Raw genomic sequence first — 21,181 nt, 5'->3', positions numbered from 1 at the left:
CTTCATGCTTCTTTTCGTGCGCCGTCTCATTCACCCTGCCTGGCTCGTGGCCGCCGTCGCGTTCGTCGCGCTGATCGGTGCGGCCGGGTTCCGCGCCACCCCGAGCGTCCTCATCCACCCGCTGCACGAGGAGTTCGGCTGGCCGCTGGCCACGATCTCCGCCGCCGTCTCGATCAACCTGTTGCTCTTCGGCGTGACCGCGCCGTTCGCGGCGGCGCTGATGGACCGGTTCGGCATCCGGCAGGTGGTCGCGACCGCGCTGTTGCTGGTCTCGCTCGGCAGCGGGCTGACCGTCTTCATGCGCAACAGCGCCGAGTTGATCCTCTGCTGGGGCGTGCTGGTCGGGGTCGGCACGGGCTCGATGGCGCTGGCGTTCGTCGCGACGATCACCGGCCGCTGGTTCGTCAAGCGCCGCGGCCTGGTCACCGGCGTGCTCACCGCCGCCGGCGCGACCGGTCAACTGGTCTTCCTCCCGCTGCTCGCCTACCTGGTCGAGGGCAGCAGTTGGCGCACCGCGTCGCTGGTGGTCGCCGGGGCGGCGCTGGCCGTCGTACCCCTGGTGCTGTGGTTTCTGCGCGACCACCCGAGCGACCTTGGCCTGCCGCCCTATGGCGGAACCGAGGTCGTGCCGGCGCCGGCGCCCGCCGGCGGTGCGGCCCGGCGGGCGCTCGGCGCGCTGCGCGACGCGTCCCGGACCCGCGCGTTCTGGTTGCTCGCCGGCGGCTTCGCGATCTGCGGCGCGACCACCAACGGGCTGGTCGGCACCCACTTCATCCCGGCCGCGCACGACCACGGCATGGCCGAGACCACGGCCGCGTCACTGCTCGCGCTGATCGGCCTGTTCGACATCGCCGGCACGATCGCGTCGGGTTGGCTCACCGACCGGTTCGACAGCCGCCTGCTGCTCGGCGGCTACTACGCGCTGCGCGGCGGCTCGCTGTTGCTGCTGCCGGCGCTGTTCGGCGACTCCGTGCGGCCGTCGATGGTGGTGTTCATCCTGTTCTACGGCCTCGACTGGGTGGCGACCGTGCCGCCGACCGTGGCGTTGTGCCGCGAGTATTTCGGCGACCGCGGCGCGGTGGTCTTCGGCTGGGTGTTCGCCTCGCACCAGATCGGAGCCGCGGTGGCGGCGTCGGCGGCGGGGCTGGTCCGGGACCAACTCGGCAACTACAACCTGGCCTGGTATGTCGCCGGGCTGCTGGCCATCGGCGCCGCGGGCCTGTCGCTGCTGCTGCTGCGCCGCCGCGGTGCGGTGTTCGTCGCCACGCCGGCTATGGCCGGACTACCCGGATCCGCTCCACGGTGACCAGCGCCTGGAGCCGGCCGAGCGGTGTGCCGTCGCGGGCCAGTTGCTGGCCTTCGAGCCAGACCTCACCTTCATAGAAGCCGGACAGGTCGTCGCGCACCTTTTCCACGCGGAGGAACAAGGTGTGCGGCGCACCGGTGAACTTCCAACTGCCCGGCGGGCACTCGATCACATTCCCAGCGTCGATCATGATTGCCCCCTTCCGTCTGCTCGCCTGTGGTCTGCTGGCTTCGCCGGTTTCGCTGGGGGATTTCGGCGCTTCCGTCTGCCCATGCGTTGAATGTTGGTCTCGGGCCTTCCCAAACGCAATGTTGCGGAGCAGAATTCCGCCCACGCGCGACGAAGACGCAACGATCTGCGGGTGTCCACTACAGAATCGCTGTTCGGGGAGGAACGAACATGCCGACCGAAGACCACGGTTCGACCGTTCCGCGGCGGCAACTCGGCCGATATCTGAGAAGGGCTCGCGAAGAAGCGCAGGTCACGGTCAAAGCGGCGGCCGACGCGCTGGAATGGTCGACGCCGCGGATCTGGCGGATCGAAAACGGAACAGTAGGCATGCGCGCCCTCGACGTCAAGGCGATGTGCGAACTCTACGAAGCGTCGCCAGAACTGACCGAGGCACTGATGGCGCTGGCCCGGGAGACGAAAGCGAAGGGCTGGTGGCAGTCCTATGGAGACGCGCTACCGAGCTGGTTCGAGTTGTACGTCGGCCTCGAAGCGGCGGCCAGCCGGATCCGCTATCTACAGTCCGATGTGGTGCCCGGTCTGTTGCAGACAAAGGCGTACACCCGAGAAGTGATCGCGTTGGACGACCCGGATCTGGCGGCCGAGGAGCAGGAACGGCGGCTCGCCGTGCGGATGGAGCGGCAGAACCTGCTCAGGCGCAAGCTGCCGCCGGCGCCGACGCTGGAGGTCATCCTCAGCGAGGCGGTGCTCCGCCGTCCCCTTGAAGATCGCGAGGCGATGGTCGGTCAGGTGCGTTTTCTGGCTGAAGCCAACGACCTGCCGAATGTGACGGTCCGTATATTGCCGCTCAAGTTTGGCCTCCATCGCTGGGTCGCCGCGGGCAGCTTCACCATCCTTGACTTCCCCAAGGAGCGCGGCCGCGAGCCAGAACCGTCCACGGTGTACACCGACGGCCCAACCGGTGCTCTCTACCTCGATAAACCCCGCGAGGTTCACTCTTACGAGGCGATCTGGATTGGTGCTTCCGACCGTGCCTTGAACGAGGCAGAATCTAGTCGCGAAATCCGGGCGCTAGCGGAGGAGTACGTACGATGAGTGACGAAGCGGTCACCTGGACGAAGTCCACATACAGCGGAAACAACGGCGGCTGTGTCGAGTGGGCAAAGCTCGACAACGAGATCGGCGTCCGCGACTCAAAGGACAAGACCGGGCCCATCCTGACCTTCACCCGCGGAGCCTGGCAGTCCTTCGTCGACGCCACCAACCGCGGCGAATTCGCGCCTGGCGCGTAACGCTCGGCGTCCAACGCGGCGAGACCCGTTCGCGGGTCTCGCCGCTGTTTCGCGTTCGTGGCGTTGGCTAGTTGAGCTTCCAGAGGTCGCTGTCGGTGGCGACCAGGAGGCGGACGCCGACGTCGCGGCAGATGGCGTGCCAGGCGTGGTCGTCGACGTGTTCCACCAAGAGGTAGGCCTGCGGGTCTTCGCCGTCCGTGTCTTCTTTCTTGCTGAAGCGGTGGCGGTAGTCGAGGATTTCGCCCAGGCCCAGCCGGAGGCGGTCGGCCTCGGTCGGGCCGAGCAGGCTCTTCGCCTCGACGATGTGCAGCCGCCCGTCCGGGGTGCGCCAGGCCAGGTCGGCGCGGGGCTCGGTGGGCTGGAACGGCTTGATGTCGATGTCGTTGAGCTTGGTCATCAGCAGCACCAGTAGGCGGTCGTGCTCGTCGCGGGCCGACTCGTGCGCCTCCGCGTTGACGGCCTGCCACTCGGGGAACGCGGGGACGGCCTCCTGGGTCCAGCGGTGGCGGGGCTCGGCCTGGTGCCGGGGCTGGTCGAGCGGATCCGGCAATGACAATGCCTCGGCGGCGGCCCAGGACTCCTCGGCCAGGTCCGGGTCGTAGCTCTTGTGCCACGCGAACTGGCCGCTCGCGACGAGGCGGGCGTTCATCAGCCGGATCGCCTCACCGACCGCGGGCTGGTCCAGGAACCACAGCAGGCCGTCGATGTCGGGGCAGTGGTAGACGGTGGCGTCCTCGGCGAACGTACGCAGGCCGTCGGAGCGGCGGGCGATGCCGAACTTGATCAGGTCGTCGGCGCGCAGCGAGCCGTCGTCAAGGGCGCGGCGGATGGGGGAGTCGGCCATCCGGAAGACGGTGGTGATCCGGCCGTCATCGAAATAGCTGACCTCCGCCGCCCAGCACATGCCGACGGTCAGTCGAAACCAGCGCTCGGCGCCGTTCGCGTAGGGGGTCAGCAGCCAGTGCTGGCCGGCGGTCTCGGCGGCGGCCGGCACGGTGGTGCGCACCACGATGCCGGCGATGCCGAGCGCCACCTCACGAAGGCTCTTCGCGTCGGCGTCGTTGATCGCCCGGATCAGCCCCGGCAGCCGCGGCCCCGCCGAGGGCAGCGCGCCGAAAGGCTGCGGTTCGGCGTCGGCGCGGACCACCCAGTCGGCCAGCGCCTCGCGCGTCATGTAGGACCAGAAGCCAGAGGTACGGTTCGCGAATTCGGCCGCCAGCGACTGGCTGTTCATGACACTCCAGGAGGGAAAAGACACAGGAATGCGATAATTGCACGCAGACATCCAGTGTCTCCACATTGTCCTTCCTTCGAGGGACGCTGTGCTCGCTCCGCTTTCGGCTAGCGCGGCCAGACGGCGAAGTCGAAGGCGTTGGCGCATAGCACATGCCGCGGGCTGCTCACGCACGTCGGCGGCACGATCCAACCGTCGGCTCGGCCGATGATCCGGGTGTGTGCGGAGCGGGCGTCGAAGAGGCCGAGCAGTTGTTGCCGGGGGCCGTCGTACCGCCAGACCAGCAACTCCGCCCCGTTGATCACGCCGAGCGCCTGCCACGGGGCCGGATCCGCCCGGACCTGCCCGGTGCGCGGGTCGAGGACCGTGGTGCCCGGGCCGTCGAAGCCGTTGAACGTCTCGGCGACGAACATGTGCTCCTCGTCGACCGGCACCGAGAGATAGCGCTTGGTCGACCGCCACACCTGCTGCCCGGAGAGCCGGTCGAGCGCGACCGTGCCACGGTCGTTGATGTGGCAGATGAGGCGGCCGCAGTCACCGAACGCGGAATACACCCCCACCACGGGAAGCGGTACCCGCCAGAGCGGATGTCCGTCGCCGGTGTCGTACGCGGAGATCATGTTGTGCTGGTCGACGACGAGCGCCGTGCCGTCGACGACGGTCGCGCTCTCCGCTGGCCCGGTGGTCTGTTGCACGGTGTCGACCACGACGCGGCCGCTGGTCAGGTCGCGTACCCGAAGATGGCCGGGCCACACCTCGACCTGGCTGCTGCGCGGCGGCCCGGAGTTGTTGGCGACCGTCACGGTCGGGTCGAGCGCGACCGTCCAGCGCGGACTGCCGTCGTGCACCGACAGGCCACGTAGCGGGACCTGGTCGCCTTCGGCGGGGCCGTTGACCACCACGATGTCGCCCGCGACGGTCACGAAGCGGGTCTGCCGGTGCCAGACGACCGCGCCGGTGCGGGCATCGAGAACCTCGACGGACGGCCGCTGACCGACGTCGACGGTGGCGACCGCCAGCCGGTCCCCGTCGAGGGCGATTAACGATGAGAGCCCGACGACCCGCACCGACCAGAGTTGGTTGCCCTCACCGAGCGCGTAGGCGCGGACCATGTTTCCGCCGACGACATAGGCGCGGGAGTCGTCGAGCGCCAGCGCCTCGGCGGTGCCGACCCGCAGAAACATCGGCGCGAGCGAAGACGGCCGGGCGACGCCGGCGAAGTAGACGCCCGCCGCGGCCGCGACGACCAGCGCCGTGGCGATCAGGCGGGTGCGCCTGCTCCACGGACGCGGCTCGGGTGGCTCCCAGTCGCTGTCGCGCTCGATCTCGATGACATGGCCGAGCCGGCCGCCCGGGCCGGTGCTCCCCGCCGGCCAGACGCCGACCTCGTTACCCCTGGTCATCGCATCAACGCCACCTGCGATGCAGTCTCGCGCGGGGAATGACAAGGGTCCATGAGCCGAACGGCGGACGTTAAAACTCCCGCACCGCGGCGCCGATGCGCGCCGCGGTTGCGGGAGTGTGACCGTCTCCCATCGGTGCAGCCCGTAGGCGGTACATCGATGCGGACCTGGTTAAAGACTCGACTGCCCGGTGGATGGTTCTGCCAAACCTCGTTCGCACCAGTATTCGGCCGGGTATGGAAGAGGACATGGAGCACTTCACGATCGCCGCCGTGGCCGACCGCAGTCCCGATTTCCGCCGGGTACTCGCGACCGGCAAATACACCCAACTCGTCGTCATGACCATCCCGCCCAACGGGGAGATCGGCGAGGAGGTCCACGAGAACACCGACCAGCTCCTGACATTTGTCAGCGGCGTGGGCGAGGCCCGGGTCGGTGGGGAGAAGAAGCCGGTCAACCCCGGTGACCTGGTCTTTGTCCACGCGGGCACCAAGCACAACTTCGTCAACACCGGCCCCAACCCACTGGTGCTCTACACGGTGTACGGGCCGCCCGAGCACGCGACAGACGCCGTCCACGCGACGAAGGAGGAGGCCGACCGCCTCGAGGAGGCCGGCGAGGACGAACCGCCGGCCGCTGCCTAGCCGTCGATCCGGGCGCCGGGTTGGCCGTCGGCTTGGACGGCCGGTTTGGCGTCGGGTTGCTGTCGAGTTGGGCGCCGGCTTCGGCGTTGGGCTGGTTCTCGGTTTGGGGCGCCGGCTTCGGCGTCGGGTTGGCTGTCGGTTTGCGTGTCGGCCTAGCCGACGGGGTTTGGGCGTCGGTTGGGTGTCGACCTAGCCGACGGCCTGTGGTGTCGGCCGAGCCGAGGGCCTGTGGTGTCGGCCGAGCCGACGGCTTTGGTCGTCGGCCGAGCCGAGGGCCTGTGGTGTCGGCCGAGCCGACGGCTTCGGTCGTCGGCCCAGCCGTCGGTTCAGGTCTCGGCCAGGCCGACGGTCTGACCGTCGGTCAAGTCTTGGCGGTTCAGGTGACGGCCCAGCCGGCGGGTTTGGCCGTCGGCTGGCTGTCGACCTAGCCGCCTGGCGGTTAGGCGTCGATGCGGAGCCAGTCCTTGGTGCGGCGACCGGGCGTGTAGACGGAGTCGAGCCGTTTCGCGATCACGCCCGGCAGGCCCTGCTCGGTCGCGGCATCGAGGGCGAACTGGCCGCCGCCGTGGAATGACGGCGGCGTCTGCCAGGCCGGGCCCGAAAGGGCCAGGCCGTCGAGCAGTTCGCGCCGCTGGGTGTAAGGAAGGTCGACCGTGCGGCGGCCTTCGAGCCAGAGCAGGTCGTAGGCCAGGTAGCTGACCACCAGCCCCGGCGGCAGCCGGCGCCCGGCGACGCTGGTCGGCGCCTGGCGGACCCGCCCCTGCCGGTCGAAGGCGACGATCTCCCCGTCGAGAACGGCTTCGGTGGGCGCGAGAGCCGGCCCGAGGTCGCGGACCGCCGGGTAGCTGCTGGTGATGTCCTGGTCGGACATCGACATCAGACGGACCCGGCCACCGGAAATGTAGGCGACCGCACGGGTGCCTTCCCAACGCATCTCGAAGGCCCACTCGTCGTCGGGCTCGGGCAGCGCGTCGACGGGCGTCGGTCGCGACGGGCGAATCAGGTCAGGTAGCGGCTCCCATCCGTCGGCCGGCGGCGACATGCGCCGGACCATCCACTCTTCGCGCTTGCCCGGCTCGGGCCGCGCGGTGCGGAACAGCACGTAACGACCCTCGACCCGGTCGCCGTGGAGGGTGACCATGACCTCGTCGGCACGCCACTTCTCCGTCTCGTAGGTCCCGGTGTCGAACACGCTCATCCGACCCCCGCCGTATTCACCCGCCGGGATGTCGCCGTGGAAGGTCAGATACTCCATCGGGTGGTCTTCGGTGTGGACGGCCAGGTGGTTGCGCACCTGGTCGCGCGGCAGACCGCGGGGCACGGCCCAGGAGACCAACACACCGTCGCGCTCCAGCCGCAGGTCCCAGTGCAACGCCCGGGCGTGGTGCTGCTGGATCACGAAGCGGTTGTCGGCGCCCGGCGCGGGCGCGTCCTGCGGCACCGGTTCGGGGGTGCGTGCCGCATCACGCTTACGGCGGTATTCGTCCAGCCGGTCGGCCATGAGGATATTGTCCGGGATGGGCGCCCGCCGTGCATCGGCGCAATCGGGCATGCTGACGTGATGAAGGGGTACGCGAGGTCATGACCTCATCGACCGCACAACCAACGGTGCAGCTCCCGGGCAACGTGAGGATGCCGCTGCTCGGCTTCGGAACCTGGCAGGCCCACGGCGAGAGCGCCCACCGCTCCGTCGTGGCGGCGCTGGAGGCCGGGTATCGCCTGATCGATACAGCCACCGCGTATGGCAACGAGGACCTGGTCGGTCGGGCGATCGCCGACAGCGGCGTGCCGCGCGAGGACATTTTCATCACCACCAAACTTCCTGCCGAGCGAGTCGGCCGCGAGCAACGAACGATCGACGAAAGCCTGCGCATGCTCGGCGTAGACCACCTCGACCTCTGGCTGATCCACTGGCCACCGTCGCGCGGCGGCCTGGTCGACATCTGGCGCAAAATGATCGAAATCCGCGACGCGGGCCTCACCCGCACGATCGGGGTCAGCAACTATTCGCTCGATCAGATCGACGAACTGATCGCCGCGACCGGTGAAGCCCCGGCGGTCAACCAGATCAAGTGGGGCCCGCGCCTGTATGACGAGGAACTGGTCGAGGGCCACCGCGAGCGTGGCGTGGCCCTTGAGGGCTATAGCCCCTTCAAGACCACCCGGCTCGGCGACCCGGTGCTGGCCGACATCGCCGACGTCCACAGCGTCTCGCCGGCCCAGGTCGTCGTGCGCTGGCACATCCAACATGGAATCGTCGTGATTCCTAAGTCGGTCACCCCCGCCCGGATCCGCTCCAACGCTGACGTCTTCGGCTTCGAACTCACCGACGACGAGATGTCGGTCATCGACGCCATGGGCCGCTGATCGCGGGCGGCCCCGTCCGTGCCTAAGGCGTCGTCACGGCGTCGCTCGCCAACGGGTAGTCCTTCAGCGTGATGGCGTTGGCCGCCGCCTGGAGGTTGCCGGTCATCGCGCTCTTGCCAGGGAGCTTCGTCATGGTGCGGACCACCTGGTTGCGCAGCCAGATCCCGGCCCGTGAAGCGGGTGCGAAGCCGTGGTCGCTGCCCGGCGGGCGCTTGAGGTTGCGGGTCACGTAGTCGCGCATCCCTGCTTCGTAGCCGCGGAACGCCGAGGTCGGGTCGGCTGTGGTGGCGAGCTCGCCGGCGAGCACGTATGCGCCGACCAGCGCCATGCTCGTGCCCATGCCCAGCGAGCCGGCGAAGGCCGCGTCGCCGAGCAACGTCGCACGGCCGCGCGACCAGCCGTCGAGCTGGGTGGCGCCGGTGCGGGCGAAATAGAAATCGTCGGTGCGCCACATCTGGTCGAGCAGCCTCGGTATCTCCCAGCCGGCGCCGGCGAACACCTCCGCCAGCGCCGCCTTCTGCGTCGCCGTGACGCGCCGGTCGAGGCCGAGGGTCGGCGACGACCACGAGAACATCGCGCGCACCTCGCCGTCGCGGCCGACGGGGTAGAGCAGCAGGACCCGGCCGCCGACCCCGTTGCCGGCGGGCAGGTTGTACATGACCTCCCAGCCGTCGAGGTCGAGTGAGCTTCGGGCGGCGAAATATGACCCGTACATCCCCAGGTCGCGCACGTATTGGCGGTCGGCGCCGAACGCGAGAGCGCGCACGCCGGAACGCAGGCCGTCGGCGCCGATGACCGCGTCGAAGGTGCGCGAGCGCGCGCGGTGGAACGTGGCGGTGATGCCGTCGGCGCCCTCGTGCAGCGCGGTGATGTGGTCGTCGAACAGGTATTCGGCCTCGGGCGCCGCCTCGTGCAGGATGCGCACCAGGTCGTTGCGGAGGATCTCGATCTCGGCCACCACCCCGCCGGAGTCGCCGAAGTCGTCGCCGCCCATACGCGCGATCGGGGCGCCGCGCCGGTCGACGTAGACGATGCCGTGGGTTCCGGTGTGTCTGGCACGGATCGCGTCGAGAAGGCCCATCCGCTCGACGACCGTGCGGGCCGCGCCGCGGATGTCGATGGCCTGGCCACCGTTGCGGAGGGCGGGCGCTCGCTCGACGACGGTGGCGGAGATGCCGTGCCGGTGCAGCCAGTGGGCCAGGGCGAGCCCGCCGATGCCGGCTCCAGAGATCAGGACGTTCATGGTGTGTGTGCCTCCAGGGTGCGGTGGGACGCGTACAACGTACATCAGAGACGCGTACGTTGTATAGCGCACTAGCTTTGCTCGTGTTACGCTCGTCCCGCACTAGTGCAAAGGAGGTGTTGACAGCGATGGCCCAGGAAGCGCCCTACCGGCGGATCGCGGCGGAGATCCGAGAGCGGATCGCGCGCGGCGACCTTGGTCCCGGCGATCGCATCCCGTCGACTCGGGAGATCACCCGCGACTGGGGCGTGGCGATGGCGACCGCGACCAAAGTGATCAACACGCTGCGCGAGGCCGGGCTCGTGGAGACCCGGTCGGGCGCGGGGAGCGTGGTCATCGAGCGGAGCGGCCCCGGTGTCGACACGGTGGTTGAGCACGGCATCTCCGCGCGTGCGGGCGGCTTCCACGGCTCGGCGACCCCACGGCTGCGCAGATCCGGAGACACCGAGCTCACTCGCGAGCGGATAGTCCGGTCGGCGATCGCGATCGCCGACGCCGAAGGCCTGTCGATGCTCACGATGCGCCGGGTCGCGGCCGACCTCGGCGTCGCCACGATGTCCCTCTACCGGCACGTGCCCGGCAAAGACGAGCTCATCCTGGCGATGCTCGACGCGGTGTTCGGCGACGACCCGTTGCCAGCCGAGCCGCCCCCGCAGTGGCGGGTCCGGCTCGAGACAGCCGCTCGCCACATGTGGCGCTCCTTCGCCACGCACCCGTGGGCCGCCGAATCGCTGTCGTTGACCCGTCCACAGTTCCTGCCCAATCTGCTGTCCTATTCGGAGTGGAGTCTCGACTCACTGCGGGCGCTCGGGTTCAACGCCGACGAGATGATGCACATCCACCTGTCTCTGTTCGGGCATGTGCGAGCGACCGCGCTCAGCCTCGACGCGGAGTTGCAGGCCCGCGAAGACACCGGCGTCACCAACGACGAGTGGGCCGATTCCCACGGCGGCGAGATCGAGGCCGTCCTGAACTCGCGGCCGGAGCGCCTCGCGGGCCTGCGATATGTGGCCGAGCAGGGCTTCGACTACGACATCGAGGCGGTGTTCGAGTCCGGCCTGCGCCTGATGCTCGACGGCGTCGCGGTCGCCTTGGCCCGCCGGGAGGTGAGCGGCGATGACCAGGTGGACGTGTCCGTCCTGTGAACGCGAGTTCGGCCGGGCCAACCAGTCGCACGTCTGCGTGCCCGCCGGCACGGTCGACGAGACGTTCGCGCCCCACCGGCCCGAATGGCGCCTGATCTTCGACGCGATCCTCGCCCACGTTGAAGACCTCGGCCCCGTCCACACCGACGCGGTCTCGGTGGGCATCTTCCTCAAGGCCGATCGCACACTGGCCGAGATCCGCCCGCGAGCGCGGGCCGTCGACCTCTGGTTCACGCTGCCGCGCGCGATCGACGACCCGCGCGTGCGCCGGAGCCTTCGCGCGTCGGCCGACCGCGTAGCCAATGTCGTGGCGCTGACGAGTGCATCCCAGGTTGATGAGCAAGTCCGCGCCTGGCTGACGGAGGCCTACCATGCCGCCTCCGCCTAACTCGGCGCACGGTTCGCCGTGGCACGCGGCCGTTTCTGGGGCCTGACCGGTCGCGGCCTGTCAGCCAGGTCGCCGCCGGGCACGTGGTTTGTGCTGGTCGCGGGTGGCGATCACCGCGGTGACGATCACCGCGGTGGCCACCCGCGACCGGTCAGTCGGTCAACCGACCGTGCAGGTCGAGCCGTTGAGAGCGAATGCGGAAGGCGAGGTGTAGCCGCCACCATGAGTGCCCTGATAGCCGAAGCTGGTGCTGGCGCCGGCGGCCAGCGTTCCGTTCCACGCGAGGTTGCGCGCGGTGACCGCCGTGCCGGCGGTCGTCACGGTGGCGTTCCAGCTATTGGTGATGGCCTGTCCGCCGGGGAGGTTGTAGGTCAACGTCCAGCCGTTGATGCCGCTCGTGCCGGTGTTCGTGACCGTCACATCCGCGGTGAAGCCGTTGTTCCAGGCATTCGACACATATCGCACCTGGCAGCCGGCCCCGCCGCCACCGCCGGAGCCGGCGGTGGTCACGGTCCGGCCCTGGGATGCCGCCGAGACGTTGCCGGCGGCGTCGCGAGCCCGCACCGAGAAGGTGTAGGCCGTGCTGGCGGACAAGCCGGTCGCGGTGAACGACGTGCCGGCGGTGTTGCCGACGAGGGTGGCCGTGCCGCTGCCCTGCTGGCGGTAGACGTCATACCCGCTCACCCCGACGTTGTCGGTCGAGGCGGCCCAGGAGAGCGCGACGCTCGACGCGGTGACCGCGCCGGCGGTCGGTTGGCCGGGCACCGATGGCGCCTGCGTGTCCGAGCCGGTGCCGCCGCTGTTCACCGCGGCCGAGAACGCGGTTACGCCGAGCCCGACGCCGCCGCTCCAGGGTTCGAAGCCGGCTTGGATGCTGGTCAGATACCAGGAGTTGGTGATCGCTCCGCGGGTTCGCACGTCGGCGATGAAGTCCAGCACGCTGAAGTTCCAGGAGCTGATCGCCGAGGGCGCGACATACGAGATGACGTTGTTGGACCCGTTGCTGCCCTGCCAGACCTGCCAGGTCCGGCCGCCCACGGTAGTGGTGCCAACCACACCGCCGATCGGCTGGATCGAGCCCTGGCGGTTGAACCAGATCATGATTTCCATCTGGTTCACCCCGTCGGTGCGTGGTGTGGGGTCGAGCCAGATGTCATACGCCGCGTCGTAAGTGCCGCCCGTGTAGGTGTAGCTGATCGACGAGGTGGCGCTGCTGATGCGGCTGACCTGGATCGGCAGGTTCGTGCCGGGCGAACAGTTGGTGTAGTGGCAGCCCAGGAAGACCGACGGGTAGGACAACGGCGCCCCGTTGGTGGCCGCCGAACCCTGCTGCGTGGTGATGCTGAAGCCGGCGTCGGTGACGTTGATGCACTGCTGGGCGCTCGAGCCCCAGCGGTTGTTCTGCACGACGTATCGGCCCTGGATGGTGGTCGAGCCGAACGGCTCACAGATCAGCGTGTCGGCGTGGGCCGGCGACGCAACGACGAGCGTGCCGGACACGACCAGGACGGCGGTCGCGACGGCGCGGGCAAGTCGGCGCATGCTGCTCCTTCCGATGGTGAGGGAGGAGATGGGAGCGCTTCCATCGACACTAGGCTACGTTTGTGGCGCTGGATAGAGGCACCGACACCGAGTAATGTTCTGGCTTCAGTGCGTGGCCCCTCGACCACCTCGGAGGCTCCGTCCACATGCTCCCGTCAACGCTGCGCGTCCTCGTCGTCGGGGCCGGCATCGCCGGACTTGCCGTTGCCAGGGCGCTCCGCCTGGCCGGTTACCGCCCCGAGGTCATTGAGAAGCTGCCCGCGAGCATGCTGCCCGGCGCCGGCATCTTCCTGCCCGGCAACGCCGCGCGGGCGTTGCGTGAGCTGGGGCTCGACGAGTCGGTCCGGGCGCTGGGTGACGTGGTCGAGCGGCAGCGTTTCCTCGACGAACGCGGCAGCGAGCTGTGTGAGGTCGACCTCGGCAAGCTCTGGTCCGGCGTCGGCGAGTGTCGAGCATTGCCCAGAGCCGACCTGCAAAAAGCGCTGCTCGCCTCGCTCGACGGGGAGATCCGCTACGAGACCGCGCTGGCCCGCCTCGACCTGCAAACCGACGGCACTGCCGAGGCTACGTTCGGTGACGGCTCGATGGCGACCTACGACCTGGTGGTCGGTGCCGACGGCCGCAAGTCGGCGGTCCGCGCCCTGGCGGCGCTCGGCGGCCCGGCCCGGCCGGTCGGCCAGGTGGTCTACCGAAGCGTGGTCAGCGGCGGCCCGCCGATCGTCGACTGGCTCGCCATGCTCGGCCTGCGCTCCGCGTTCATCGTCATGCCGATGGGCGACGGACGCCTTTACCTCTACGCCGACGAGCCGGGCACCAGTGCGCCACCCGACCCGCTGGCCCGGCTACGCGAGGTCTTCGGCGGCTTCGGCGCACCCGCTCCCGACGTGCTCGACGCGGTGGTCAAGGTGCAGGTCGCCCTGACCGACGAGGTCGAGATCGGCTGTTGGTCGCGCGGCCCGGCCGTGCTCGTCGGCGATGCCGCCCACGCCACGTCACCGACCCTGTCCGAGGGCGCCGCGATGGCGCTGGAGGACGCGGTGGTGCTGGCCGACGCGCTGACCGCGGTGGGCTCGGTGCCGGAGGCGCTCCGCCGCTACGAGAGCCGCCGCCGCCCGCGCACCAAGTGGGTTCTCGACCGCACCCGTGACCGCGACCGCACCCGCGACGTCACGCCGGCTCTGCGCGATCCGCTCCTCCGCGGCCGCGGCGACCGCATCTTCCGCGAGCATTACCGGCTCCTCGTCGACCCGGCCTGACCGCCCGCCGCTACCGGCGCAGCTACGGCCGACCATGCGGCGCCGCGAACCTGCACGGCCTGGCGTTGGCGGCTAGCGGTGCGACCCCGTTCGGCCTGGCCCGGCGGCGCGACTGCGTGAGTGTGTGTTTGGCCTGGCCGCACGCCGCACGCCGCACGCCGCACGCCGCACGCCGCGCGCCGCGCGCCGCACGCCGCACGCCGCGCGCCGCACGCCGCGCGCCGCGCGACCGCGCGACCGCAGCCGGGCGCCCGAACCATGCCCAAGCGAGACCGCGTTTCGCCTCGTCATGACCGTGCGGCGGCCTCGTCCAGGCCGTGCGCCGACGGCGCGAAAAACGCCGCCCCACGTACCCGAGGGATCTGGTTTGTGATCTTCTGCCCCCGCTGCGTGATCAGCGATTCAAGGCCGTCTCCCACCCGGTCCTAACCGAGCGCCGACCCCTACCGACCGGCGCGGGGTCTCCGAGAGGTTTTCACCACCCAGCGCGGGATCCCTGAGATGCGAGGACTATTCTGCCTCCGACACAGACAGACGATGCGGAGGCCTGTGGTGACCACCGTTGCACCGAAGCCGATCGTGACCCGGCCCTGGCCGGTCCGCCAGCCGGTTAAGGGCTCGGCCTTGGCGCGCATCCTGCGCACGACCGACGCGAAGCAAATCGGGATCATGTATATGGTCACGAGCTTCGTGTTCTTCCTTATCGGTGGGTTGATGGCGCTGCTGATGCGCGCCGAGCTCGCCCGCCCCGGGATGCAGTTCCTGTCGCCGGAGCAATACAACCAGCTGTTCACCATGCACGGCACGATCATGCTGCTGTTCTTCGCGACGCCGATCGTGTTCGCCTTCGCGAACTTTGTCGTGCCGTTGCAGATCGGCGCGCCGGATGTGTCGTTCCCGCGGCTCAACAGCTTCGCCTACTGGCTCTACCTGTTCGGCGGCACGATCGCCCTCGCCGGGTTCATCACCCCGGGCGGCGCCGCTGACTTCGGGTGGTTCGCCTACTCGCCGCTGAGCGACGTGACGAACACGCCGGGTGTCGGCGCCAACATGTGGATCGTCGGCCTGGCGATCTCGGGTCTTGGCACGATCCTCGGTGGCGTCAACATGATCACGACGATCCTGACGCTGCGTGCCCCGGGCATGACGATGTTCCGGATGCCGATCTTCACCTGGAACATCCTGGTCACCAGCCTGCTGGTCATCATGGTCTTCCCGCTGCTGGCGGCGGCGCTGTTCGCCCTCGCGGCCGACCGCATCCTCGGTGCACACGTCTACGACGCGGCTACCGGCGGACCGATGCTCTGGCAGCATTTGTTCTGGTTCTTCGGCCATCCAGAGGTCTATATCGTCGCGTTGCCGTTCTTCGGCATCATCAGCGAGGTCATCCCGGTCTTCTCCCGCAAGCCGGTCTTCGGCTACAAGGGTCTGGTCGGCGCGACCATCGCGATCGCGGCGCTGTCGATGAGCGTCTGGGCCCACCACATGTTCGCCACCGGCCAGGTGCTGCTGCCGTTCTTCAGCTTCCTGAGCTTCCTGATCGCGGTGCCCACCGGCATGAAGTTCTTCAACTGGATCGGCACCATGTGGCGCGGCCAGTTGAGCTTCGAGACGCCGATGCTGTTCGCGATCGGCTTCCTGGTGACGTTCCTCTTCGGTGGCCTCACCGGCGTCCTGCTCGCCAGCCCGCCGATCGACCTGCACGTCTCCGACACCTACTTCGTGGTGGCGCACTTCCACTACGTGCTGTTCGGCACGATCGTGTTCGCGGTCTACTCGGGCATCTACTTCTGGTTCCCGAAGATGTTCGGCCGGATGCTCGACGAGCGCCTCGGCAAGGTGCACTTCTGGCTGACGTTCATCGGCTTCCACACCACGTTCCTGGTGCAGCACTGGCTGGGCGCGGAGGGCATGCCGCGGCGTTACGCCGACTACCGGCCGAGCGACGGCTTCACCACGCTCAACGAGATCTCCACGATCGGCGCCTTCATCCTGGGCATCTCGACGCTGCCGTTCCTCTACAACATCTGGAAGTCCTACAAGGCCGGCCCGATGGCCCTGGCCGACGACCCGTGGGGCTACGGCAACTCGCTGGAGTGGGCGACCTCCTCGCCGCCGCCGCTGCGCAACTTCGACAAGATGCCGCGGATCCGCTCCGAGCGGCCGGCGTTCGACCTGAAGTTCCCGCACCTCGCCGCCGGCCAGTCGGTCGCCGGCCCGCCGGAAGGCGGCGCCAAGCCGCTGAGCAGCGAGTCCGACGGCGGGGCCAGCTACGAGGAAGCAAACGAAAGCAGCAAGTAACGCAAGGCAATCAGGGGCGGCGCGTGATCGCGTCGCCCCTGATTGCTTTAGAAGATCAGCACGATCGCGACCACACCGAGGATCACGTCAACGACGAAGCACCACTCGGCGTACGAGCGCGGCACCACCCGGTCGACCCGATGGTGATAGGCGTCCCACCCGGCGTGCGCGAGCAGCCCGATCGCGACCAGCACCCCGCCGACGGCGCGCGAGCCGGCCTCGATCGCGATCACCGCGAGCACCGCGAACAGCACGGCGCCCACCACCTGGATGCCGAAGCCCGGCGCCCGTCGCACGGTGCCGATGACCACAAAAACCAGGGACGCGACCAGCAGCGCGTACGCCGGATTCAGGTCCAGGAATCGCAACGGCCCGACGGCGAACGCGCCGACGAGCACCGCCGGCCAGGTGATGCCGGGCCGGTTGAACGAAGCCGGCATGAGATAGGCGAGCGGGCAGAGGACCAGCAGGAATGCCAGGTCGCGCACGTCGTTCAGGTCGTACAAGCTGATCAGCACCAGCGGGATCGCCAGTAGCGTCGGCCAGCGTCGGGCAACCCAAGAAGTCATACGACGACGATGCCCGCGAAGGCCGCCCGGCCGGAACGCGCGGCCATGGACAGGTCCGAATCCCTGGGATCGACGGCCTAAGGTCGGGGATATGAACCCGCGCCAGGTCGTCATGGTCGGCTACGAGGGCGCCGAGTTGCTCGACATCGCCTGCGTGACGTCGACGTTCGGGCTGGCCAACGCGATCGGCCAACTCAGCCCCGGCTATCGCGTGGCGCTGGCGACGCCCGGCGGCGGCCCGATCAGATGCGACAGCGGCCTGGTCGTGCACGCCGAACACGCCCTGGAGCGGCTGACCGGCCCACTCGACACGCTCATCGTCTCCGGCGGCTTCGGCCACGAGAAGGCGGCGGACAACACGGTGGTCGTCGCACACGTGCGCCGCCTGGCCAAGGAGAGCCGCCGGGTCGCGTCGGTCTGCACGGGCGCGAGCGTGCTCGCCGCCACCGGCCTGCTCGACGGCCGCCGCGCGACCACGCACTGGCGTTTCGCGCCGCGCCTGGCCCGCCGATACCGCGACGTCTGCGTCGACTCCGAGCCGATCTTCATCCGCGACGGCCGCCTGGCCACTGCCGCGGGCGTCACCAGCGCCCTCGACCTGACGCTGGCGTTCGTCGAGGAGGACCACGGCCCCGAACTGGCCCGGCAGGTCGCCCGGGACCTGGTCACCTACCTGCAAAGACCGGGAAACCAGGCACAGATGAGTGTGTACGTCGCTCCGCCCGCCCCCGACAACGACACCGTCCGCCGGGCCGTCGACCACGTCCTCAGCCACCTGGCCGACGACCTGTCCACGGCCCGCCTGGCCGACGCGGTCGGCGTCAGCCCCCGCCACCTCACCCGGCTGTTCCTGCGTGAGCTGGGCGACCCGCCGGCCCGCTACGTCCGCTGCGCCAGAGTCGACGCCGCCGCGCGGCTACTCGACTCGACCGACCTGCCCATGCCCGAGGTGGCCACCCGATCCGGGTTCGGTTCGGCCGAGGCCCTCCGGCAGGCGTTCGTCGCCCGCTTCCGCATGCCGCCGGCCAAGTTCCGGGCCGTGTCCCGGCGCCCGGAACGCGCGCCTAGCTGACCAGCAGGCCCTTCATCGCCAACCGTGGCCCGCCGCTTCCCAGCGCTTCGCGGGCCGCGACATAGCTGGAGACCAGCCGGGGGTTGTTGGCGAGGTCGCCGAAGACCGGTGCGAACTCCAGCAACGCCCCAGGCCGCGTCCGCTCCTGTGCCACCAGCGGCACCAGCTCGTGCGCCTGGCGGTCGGTGAACGTGCCGCCCTCGAGGTATCTGCTCCACGCCGCGAGGACCAGCACGCAGCAGTCGATCGGGCCGCCGGCCGCGAGTTGGTGGCGCAGCACCGGGATCAGGAACTTCGGCAGCCGGTCGGAGGCGTCGACCGTCAAGCGCTCCAGGGTGTCCCGCACCGCCTCGCTCGCGAAGCGTTCGATCAACTGGTCGCAGTACGCCGACACGTCCACCCCCGGCACCGGACGCAGGGTCGGGATGGCCTCGTTCGCCATGTAGCGCCGCAGGAAAGTGACGAACAGTGGATCGCGGCACACGTAGTGGACCCAGGTCTGACCGTCGAGCAGGCCGAGGCAGCTCATCGCCTGATGCGAAGCGTTGAGCAGCCGCAGTTTCATCAGCTCGTAGGGCTCGACGTCCGGCACGAGCTGGACGCCCACCGACGCCAGGTCCGGCCGGCCCGCCGGGAAACGGTCCTCGACGACCCACTGGGTGAAGCTCTCCGACCGCACGGCCCACCGGTCCTCGATGCCGTGTTCGGCGCGCAACGCCTCGCGTGTGTCGGCAGTCGGCACCGGGGTGATCCGATCGACCATGGAGGACGGGAAGCTCACCGTGGCGTCGATCCAGTCGGCAAGCTCTGGGTCCCGGGACAGCGCGGACGCGACGACCGCCTGCTTGGCGACCTGACCGTTCGCCTCGATGTTGTCGCAGGAGAGCACCGTGAACGGCGCGACACCGTCAGCACGGCGGCGCCGCAGGGCCTCGGTCAGGTAGCCGAAGGCGCCAGCGAGATCGTCGGTGCCGTAGCCACCTTCGGTGATGGTCAGCGAGACGATCCGGGTCGACGGCGCGGTGAGGACCGCCAGGACCGCGTCCGGGTCGTCGGGAGCGAACAGGTATCGGATCAGCGTGCCGATCACCCGGGACTGCTGGGTTCCGTCGGGGGCGCTGGTCGTCAGCACATAGAGACCGTCCTGGGCGTGGGCCGCGTCGCGGGCGGCGGCGTCCGGCGGCAGCAGGCCTACACCGCAGACACCCCAGCCGGTTTCGCCGGTGGCGGCGATCGCGTCGAGGTAGGCCTGCTGGTGGGAGCGGTGGAAGCCGCCGACTCCGAAGTGGACGATGCCGATCTCCAGCGCCGAGCGGTCGTAGGCGGGGGTCGCCACGCGCGGGTCCAGCCGGCCGACGGTGGCCGCGGTCAGTGCGGTCATCGCAGCACCGCCCGGTCGCGCAGTTCCGCGAACGCCGTCGCCGCCGAGGACAGGGCGCGGGCGGCGGCCGGTACGCGGTCGGTCATGTCCGCCCAACCGTGCGGCAACGTCGGCGAAGGCAGGTAGACCGTCGGCACGCCGGCCTCGACGAGGCGCGCCGCGTACCCCTGGCCCTCGTCGTGTAATGGGTCGAAGTGGGCCGTCGCGATCACCGCCGCCGGCAGGGCGGCCAGGTCGCCGTGGGAAACCGGACCCGGCATCGCGTAAGCGCGCCAGTAGTAGGCCATCGCCGCGCTGGTCAGGTGGTATCCCTCCGCGAAGGTCCGGTAGGACGCCGTGTCCTGGCGGGGATCCAGGGCCGGGTAGAGCAGCAACTGGCCGCCGACCAGCGCGGAGAACTCGTTGGCCAACGCGGCGGCGAGATTTCCGCCCGCGCTGTCGCCGGCCACGCCCAACCACCGCGGGCGACGATCCGCCGCCCAGCGGACGACCGTCGCGCAGTCGGTCAGCGCCGCGGGGAACGGGTGCTCCGGAGCGAGCCGGTAGTCGACGGAGACGACCGTCGCGTCGACGATGTCGCAGATGGCCCGCGCGATCGCGTCGCCGGTGTCGAGCCCGCCGACGACCCAGCCGCCGCCGTGTAGGTAGACGACGACGTCCGGTCGGTCGGCGCCCGGCGGTGTGTAGACCCGCACCGGGACCGATTCGATCGTGCGGTCTTCGGCGCGCACGCCGGTCGCCGGTGCGGCCGGTTCCCGCAGCCACGCGATCGTCGCGGCGAACTCCTTGCGTAGCTGGTCCGGCTCGGAGTCGTGACCGACGGTCAAATTTCGCGAAAGGTGCTCGATGACCAGCGCGGCGGCGGGGTCGAGGCTCGGTTGACGCACGAAGGCTCCAGGCACGGTCACGGGGCGAGGGCTCGCTGCAGAGCGCGCACCTGGATGTCCAGGCACTCCAAACCCAGTCGAGTGGCATCGAACGAATCGAAGGAATGGAAGCCGCGACCAAAATGATGGAGGTCTACGGGTACGCCGGAACTGGCCAGCCGGCTCGCGAAAGCGAGGCCCTCGTCGCGCAGCGGGTCGTATTGGGCGGTGATCATCAGCGTCGGTGGGAAGCCGCTCACGTCGGGAGCATGCGCCGGAGACGCGAGCGGGGACGGCTCCGCACCGCCCAGGTAGTGGGCCCACAACCGGTGGGCGGTGTCGGAGATGAGCACCGGGGTGTCGGTGAACTCGTTGACCGACCCGGTGGCGAGCCGGGCGTCGAGCACCGGGAAGAGCAGCATCACGAAGAGCGGGGAGATGGTGGCGTGCTCCGCCGTCCACAGCGCCATCGCCGCTGCGAGGCAACCGCCGGCGCTGAGCCCGCCGAGGGCGACTCGCGACGGATCGCAGCCGAGCGACGGTGCGTGCCGGACGATCCATTCGAGCGCGTCCTGGCAGTCTTCGATCGCGGCGGGGAAGGGGTGCTCGGGCGCGAGCCGGTAGTCGACGGCGACGACGGCGACCTGAGCTTCCCGGGCGTAATGGATGCAGCGGTTGTCCTCGCTGTGCAGCCCGCCGGTGACGAAGCTGCCGCCGTGGATGAACAGCAGCACCGGCAGCACCGACCGGTCCGGGCGCACGGGCCGGTAGAGCCGCATCCGCAGCCGGGTGCCGTCGCGGCGTTCGCCGTCCAGCTCGAGGATCTCGACGTCGTCGGCCCGGCGGGTGGCCTGCGTCGCGAGTGTCTGTTCGAGCTCGCGGGCGGCCGCGAGGTCGACGAGCGTGATCCGCGGCGACAGCACCTGCATCGCGGCGAGTTCGGGATCCATGTAGCGGGCCTGGACGGTCCAGTTCGTGGTCAT

Annotated in this window: 20 protein-coding genes; 10 read left to right on the top strand and 10 right to left on the bottom strand. The window is 69.6% G+C overall.

Annotation, left to right across the window (positions count from 1 at the left end):
* Positions 1-16 precede the first annotated feature (16 nt).
* A complete protein-coding gene (locus DFJ67_RS04055; protein WP_239096938.1) occupies positions 17-1,306 on the top strand; it encodes an MFS transporter in 1,290 nt (429 codons plus the stop codon).
* Here the strand turns inward: DFJ67_RS04055 and DFJ67_RS04050 are convergent.
* Entirely contained in the window at positions 1,272-1,496 is a 225-nt protein-coding gene (locus DFJ67_RS04050) for a hypothetical protein (protein WP_147315410.1), read from the bottom strand. The two genes, DFJ67_RS04055 and DFJ67_RS04050, sit on opposite strands and share 35 nt — an antisense overlap.
* Positions 1,497-1,705: 209 nt before the next feature.
* On the opposite strand from DFJ67_RS04050, the gene DFJ67_RS04045 reads away from it, so the two are divergent.
* Both DFJ67_RS04045 and DFJ67_RS04040 read left to right on the top strand, forming a co-directional pair.
* Positions 1,706-2,590, top strand: coding sequence for a helix-turn-helix domain-containing protein (locus tag DFJ67_RS04045; RefSeq protein WP_116066632.1), 885 nt, complete (start codon positions 1,706-1,708; stop codon positions 2,588-2,590).
* Positions 2,587-2,787, top strand: a complete 201-nt coding sequence (locus tag DFJ67_RS04040; protein WP_116066631.1) for a DUF397 domain-containing protein — start codon at positions 2,587-2,589, stop codon at positions 2,785-2,787. Before DFJ67_RS04045 ends, DFJ67_RS04040 begins: the two co-directional genes overlap by 4 nt.
* A 67-nt stretch (positions 2,788-2,854) precedes the next feature.
* Here DFJ67_RS04040 and DFJ67_RS04035 read toward each other — a convergent pair whose 3' ends face one another.
* Both DFJ67_RS04035 and DFJ67_RS04030 read right to left on the bottom strand, forming a co-directional pair.
* Positions 2,855-4,021 (bottom strand): hypothetical protein, encoded by a 1,167-nt coding sequence (locus DFJ67_RS04035; RefSeq protein WP_116066630.1) that lies wholly within the window; start codon positions 4,019-4,021, stop codon positions 2,855-2,857.
* Positions 4,022-4,128: 107 nt separating this feature from the next.
* Positions 4,129-5,424 carry an outer membrane protein assembly factor BamB family protein gene (locus tag DFJ67_RS04030; protein WP_116066629.1) on the bottom strand — a complete coding sequence of 432 codons (1,296 nt, stop codon included), beginning with the start codon at positions 5,422-5,424 and terminating at the stop codon, positions 4,129-4,131.
* A 248-nt stretch (positions 5,425-5,672) separates the two neighbouring features.
* On the opposite strand from DFJ67_RS04030, the gene DFJ67_RS04025 reads away from it, so the two are divergent.
* Positions 5,673-6,068 (top strand): cupin domain-containing protein, encoded by a 396-nt coding sequence (locus DFJ67_RS04025; protein WP_116066628.1) that lies wholly within the window; start codon positions 5,673-5,675, stop codon positions 6,066-6,068.
* A gap of 439 nt (positions 6,069-6,507) precedes the next feature.
* Here DFJ67_RS04025 and DFJ67_RS04020 read toward each other — a convergent pair whose 3' ends face one another.
* Entirely contained in the window at positions 6,508-7,569 is a 1,062-nt protein-coding gene (locus DFJ67_RS04020) for a DNA polymerase ligase N-terminal domain-containing protein (protein WP_116066627.1), read from the bottom strand.
* A 131-nt stretch (positions 7,570-7,700) separates the two neighbouring features.
* Here DFJ67_RS04020 and DFJ67_RS04015 point away from each other — a divergent pair, with 131 nt between their 5' ends.
* Positions 7,701-8,435 carry an aldo/keto reductase gene (locus DFJ67_RS04015; protein WP_116075599.1) on the top strand — a complete coding sequence of 245 codons (735 nt, stop codon included), beginning with the start codon at positions 7,701-7,703 and terminating at the stop codon, positions 8,433-8,435.
* Between the two features lie 22 nt (positions 8,436-8,457).
* Here DFJ67_RS04015 and DFJ67_RS04010 read toward each other — a convergent pair whose 3' ends face one another.
* Positions 8,458-9,678, bottom strand: coding sequence for an FAD-dependent monooxygenase (locus DFJ67_RS04010; RefSeq protein ID WP_170215738.1), 1,221 nt, complete (start codon positions 9,676-9,678; stop codon positions 8,458-8,460).
* A 128-nt stretch (positions 9,679-9,806) separates the two neighbouring features.
* Between DFJ67_RS04010 and DFJ67_RS04005 the strand changes: the two genes are divergently transcribed.
* Positions 9,807-10,823 (top strand): GntR family transcriptional regulator, encoded by a 1,017-nt coding sequence (locus DFJ67_RS04005; RefSeq protein ID WP_116066625.1) that lies wholly within the window; start codon positions 9,807-9,809, stop codon positions 10,821-10,823.
* Entirely contained in the window at positions 10,795-11,211 is a 417-nt protein-coding gene (locus DFJ67_RS04000) for a DUF5655 domain-containing protein (protein WP_116066624.1), read from the top strand. The genes DFJ67_RS04005 and DFJ67_RS04000 overlap by 29 nt, the downstream gene beginning before the upstream one ends.
* A 159-nt stretch (positions 11,212-11,370) precedes the next feature.
* Here the strand turns inward: DFJ67_RS04000 and DFJ67_RS03995 are convergent, their stop codons facing one another.
* Positions 11,371-12,753, bottom strand: coding sequence for a GH12 family glycosyl hydrolase domain-containing protein (locus tag DFJ67_RS03995; RefSeq protein WP_116066623.1), 1,383 nt, complete (start codon positions 12,751-12,753; stop codon positions 11,371-11,373).
* Between the two features lie 146 nt (positions 12,754-12,899).
* Between DFJ67_RS03995 and DFJ67_RS03990 the strand changes: the two genes are divergently transcribed.
* Positions 12,900-14,009 (top strand): FAD-dependent monooxygenase, encoded by a 1,110-nt coding sequence (locus tag DFJ67_RS03990; RefSeq protein ID WP_116066622.1) that lies wholly within the window; start codon positions 12,900-12,902, stop codon positions 14,007-14,009.
* A 552-nt stretch (positions 14,010-14,561) separates the two neighbouring features.
* Entirely contained in the window at positions 14,562-16,310 is a 1,749-nt protein-coding gene (ctaD, locus tag DFJ67_RS03980; protein WP_116075597.1) for an aa3-type cytochrome oxidase subunit I, read from the top strand.
* 47 nt (positions 16,311-16,357) lie between these two features.
* Here the strand turns inward: ctaD and DFJ67_RS03975 are convergent, their stop codons facing one another.
* Positions 16,358-16,879: a hypothetical protein gene (locus DFJ67_RS03975; RefSeq protein ID WP_116066620.1), complete on the bottom strand. Its 522-nt coding sequence runs from the start codon at positions 16,877-16,879 to the stop codon at positions 16,358-16,360.
* A gap of 91 nt (positions 16,880-16,970) precedes the next feature.
* On the opposite strand from DFJ67_RS03975, the gene DFJ67_RS03970 reads away from it, so the two are divergent.
* On the top strand, positions 16,971-17,951 hold the full coding sequence (locus tag DFJ67_RS03970) for a GlxA family transcriptional regulator (RefSeq protein ID WP_116066619.1): 981 nt from the start codon (positions 16,971-16,973) through the stop codon (positions 17,949-17,951).
* Here the strand turns inward: DFJ67_RS03970 and DFJ67_RS03965 are convergent.
* Genes DFJ67_RS03965 through DFJ67_RS03955 form a run of 3 tightly spaced genes read right to left on the bottom strand, consistent with a single transcriptional unit; the run spans position 17,944 to position 21,181 of the window.
* Positions 17,944-19,332 (bottom strand): mannitol dehydrogenase family protein, encoded by a 1,389-nt coding sequence (locus DFJ67_RS03965; RefSeq protein ID WP_116066618.1) that lies wholly within the window; start codon positions 19,330-19,332, stop codon positions 17,944-17,946. The two genes, DFJ67_RS03970 and DFJ67_RS03965, sit on opposite strands and share 8 nt — an antisense overlap.
* Positions 19,329-20,219, bottom strand: a complete 891-nt coding sequence (locus DFJ67_RS03960) for an alpha/beta hydrolase (RefSeq protein ID WP_170215737.1) — start codon at positions 20,217-20,219, stop codon at positions 19,329-19,331. The genes DFJ67_RS03965 and DFJ67_RS03960 overlap by 4 nt, the downstream gene beginning before the upstream one ends.
* 17 nt (positions 20,220-20,236) lie before the next feature.
* Positions 20,237-21,181: an alpha/beta hydrolase gene (locus tag DFJ67_RS03955; RefSeq protein ID WP_116066616.1), complete on the bottom strand. Its 945-nt coding sequence runs from the start codon at positions 21,179-21,181 to the stop codon at positions 20,237-20,239.

The sequence above is a fragment of the Asanoa ferruginea genome (assembly GCF_003387075.1).
GTDB classification, from domain to species: Bacteria; Actinomycetota; Actinomycetes; order Mycobacteriales; family Micromonosporaceae; genus Asanoa; species Asanoa ferruginea.
The sequence above is the reverse complement of the archived record's forward strand: the minus strand, read 5'-3'. Positions and strand labels throughout refer to the sequence as shown.